This window comes from Oleiphilus sp. HI0132 (genome assembly GCF_001635845.1).
Window position 1 is genome coordinate 1 of record NZ_LWGJ01001322.1, and the last position, 3,049, is coordinate 3,049.

General features: G+C 43.6%; 4 protein-coding genes. 2 read left to right on the forward strand and 2 right to left on the reverse strand.

Translation table 11 applies throughout. The annotated features are described in order from the left end of the window. Nucleotides 1-1,222, forward strand: a 1,222-nt coding sequence (locus A3766_RS20185) for a helicase-related protein (RefSeq protein WP_068642861.1), incomplete at its 5' end; no start/stop codon positions are given. Nucleotides 1,223-1,314: 92 nt separating this feature from the next. On the opposite strand, the gene A3766_RS20190 is transcribed toward A3766_RS20185, so the two are convergent. Beyond that, nucleotides 1,315-1,728 carry a cytochrome c5 family protein gene (locus tag A3766_RS20190; RefSeq protein WP_231872168.1) on the reverse strand — a complete coding sequence of 138 codons (414 nt, stop codon included), beginning with the start codon at nt 1,726-1,728 and terminating at the stop codon, nt 1,315-1,317. 426 nt (nt 1,729-2,154) lie between these two features. Here A3766_RS20190 and A3766_RS20195 point away from each other — a divergent pair, with 426 nt between their 5' ends. Beyond that, nucleotides 2,155-2,364 carry a cold-shock protein gene (locus A3766_RS20195; RefSeq protein WP_068511735.1) on the forward strand — a complete coding sequence of 70 codons (210 nt, stop codon included), beginning with the start codon at nt 2,155-2,157 and terminating at the stop codon, nt 2,362-2,364. A gap of 94 nt (nt 2,365-2,458) precedes the next feature. Here the strand turns inward: A3766_RS20195 and A3766_RS31345 are convergent. Further along, the coding region (locus tag A3766_RS31345; protein ID WP_197479647.1) for a hypothetical protein at nt 2,459-3,049 on the reverse strand (591 nt) is incomplete at its 5' end.

Here is a 3,049-nt window from a genome sequence, read left to right on the forward strand (position 1 = left end):
CCAGAACCACCTCACAGACCCAGAGATCATTAAAATCGCTGATAAAACAGCGACGGCAAAAACCATCAACCAGCGTTATATGATGACCTCCGGCATCGATAAGCTAGAAGCTTTGACTCGCGTTTTGGAGATGGAAACCTACGATGGTGTCATTATTTTCGTACGTACTAAAATTGCCACCGAAGAGCTTGCGTCAAAACTTAACGCTCGCGGTTATTCGGCGGCGGCTCTAAACGGCGATATAGCACAAGCGGCCCGAGAGAAAACAGTAGACCGCCTAAAGAAAGGTGGCATCGATATCCTTATCGGAACTGACGTTGTCGCGCGAGGTCTGGATGTGGAACGCATCAGTCACGTCATCAACTATGACGTTCCTTACGATACTGAAGCCTACGTTCACCGAATTGGCCGAACAGGCCGCGCCGGTCGTTCAGGTGATGCAATACTTTTCATCACACCACGTGAAAAGCGCATGCTTCGCTCTATTGAGAAGGCAACGAGCCAAGCTATTACACGAATGGATGTGCCGACAGCGAATGTCATTAATCAGATTCGCGTAGACCAGTTCAAGAAAAACATCCTGGAGCTACTTGAGTCTAACGACACCAGCTTTTTCCAAGAGATCATCGAAACGCTCATTGAAGAAAGTCATGCAGACCCGATCAAAATTGCTGCTGCACTCGCTCATATCAATAATGGTAATCGTCCCTTCTTGCTTGATCCGAATAGCGATAGAAAGATCAACAAACCCGAGCGAGAAAGGGAACCAAGGGAACCAAGAGAAAGAGATAGCCGAGGCGGTATGGATAAGTTGAAAGCCGCTCCTCGCCCACTAAGGGATCATCCAGATGTTAAACTGGTTCGCTACCGCTTGGACGTAGGCTATAAAGATAATGTCAAACCTGGCAATATCGTCGGCGCTATCGCAAACACTGCTGATTTAGATAGCGAATACATCGGACAAATTGAGATATACAACAACTTCAGTACGGTAGACTTACCTGACGGCATGCCTAAGTCGGTTTTATCTTTACTTAAAGCAGCTCGTGTCGCGAACAAGCCAATCAATCTGCGTAACTTCTCTATGGATGAAGTTGACGAAGGCTCTTTAAGGCCTAGCCCTAATAAGCGAAACACTAAGCCTCGCTCAAATCGACGTAGCGGAAGCAAGCCAGACCGTAAAGGAAAGGCTAATCGAAGCCGTGATAGAGATAGAAGCTAAGTAAATTGCAGACACAAAAAAACCGGACTTAGAGAAATCTAGTCCGGTTTTTTTGTGTCTAACAGCAGTTCTAGTTATTGCTAATTAATAACTTACTTACTGTTTTCAAGAATATAGTTAACTGTCGCAGCAATCTCGTCATCAGAGCAAGACATACATGTACCTTTAGGAGGCATCGCGTTTACACCAGAAATAGCATTAGCGATCAAAGCATCCACACCTTTTGCAGAACGATCAGCCCAAGTCGCTGCATCACCAAATTTCGGAGCGCCCATCGCACCAGTACCGTGACATGCTGCACATGAAGTGTCATAGATTTCTTTTGCGCTTTTAGGCCCTGACGCTACGGCTGCAGCAGCTGTACCACAGTCATCACCTTCAACACATACTTTACCGACCGGCTTCAATCGATCACGAATAGAGTCTTCATCCATTGCTGCATTAACAGAGAACACGACTGCCATAGTCATTACAGTTGATAGCAACACTTTGATTAGCTTATTCACTTAACACCTCATCTCTCATTTAATATTTATAGTGCACCTACTCTCATTTGATATTTATAGTACACCTATAATGTTGGCAGCATTATAGGGCATATTACAAACAACACAACCGTAGATATCTTCGAAAAAGCCCGGAAAAGTCGTTCTAAGGCAGCCAAATAAACCTATCTCACACCTTATTCCTAGATTAGGTCATATTTGTTAATTTTTTCTGCATTGTTCTTTGTTCAAAGCCCAATCCTTGACTACACTTGAACTTGAGTTTGAAAATATTCGCAAGAGCTGGTTTCTGTCCCAAGTTATAAAAAGGATGAAGAGCCCTTCAAATAGGTAATTCAAACAGCAATATGAGCCTCTCAGGTAACCCCTATAAAGTTATTACAGAGTACTCATTGAATAGTAAATTAAAATGGAAAAGGTTAGATAATGTCAGAAACACTTTCAGGAACCGTTAAATGGTTCAATGAATCAAAAGGCTTTGGTTTTATTCAGCGTGAGAATGGACCAGACTTGTTTGTTCACTTCAGCAATATTCAAGGCGACGGTTTTAAAACTTTGGCAGAAGGCCAAGCAGTTACATTTACAGAAGGCTCTGGCCAGAAGGGCCCTCAGGCTGAAAATGTAAACCCTGCATAGTAAGAATTCCTCATTCAACCCCGTTCCGGGGTTGAATTTTTCCTCTCTCACAAGCCTCACACTCAGTCAGCTAAACTCCTCAAATAAGCGACCTCTAGCGAAACCAACGTTTACCATTTCGAAAAGCTCTATTCAATTCAAACAGTCCACGATTGAAGTGCACTCGACACTTTTGTAACAGCGTATACTCTATGATTCGACGCTGATATAGGTGCAGGCTGACATGCCCCCAAACTACCCACCAGCGAACCGGATTCATTCCTTTACCTGACTTACCCGTGTCTTTATTCAAAAGCATTACATTCAATTGAACATCTGGCTTTTTAGGGTGATCGAGCACTAGACCAGTACCTTTAAAGCCCATTTTCTTGTATCGATAGACCCAATCATCGAGACTCGAAACCATTACGTACTTCTTACCCGCCGACAAGCCTTCACGGTACATATTTTCAAACACACCATGCAGAACGTCGGTGTCCTGATAGTACTTTTCAATACATATCGCGGTAATTTCCATAAGCTCTTCATATTGAGGCAGCTTTGCAAAAAGGCTCTTTGGTAATAACTGGTCAAGCTCAAATGGCTTCTCACCTCGCTCACCAAATACCAGCAAAGCACTACCGATTACGCGCTCATTATGAAAAGCAATCAATATCCGACCATAAGCATCCTGCTGCATAGCAAA

Bases quoted from the DNA above. Each gene is read 5' to 3' on its own strand.
- A3766_RS20195 (WP_068511735.1), top strand. From the start codon at position 2,155: ATGTCAGAAACACTTTCAGGAACCGTTAAATGGTTCAATGAATCAAAA.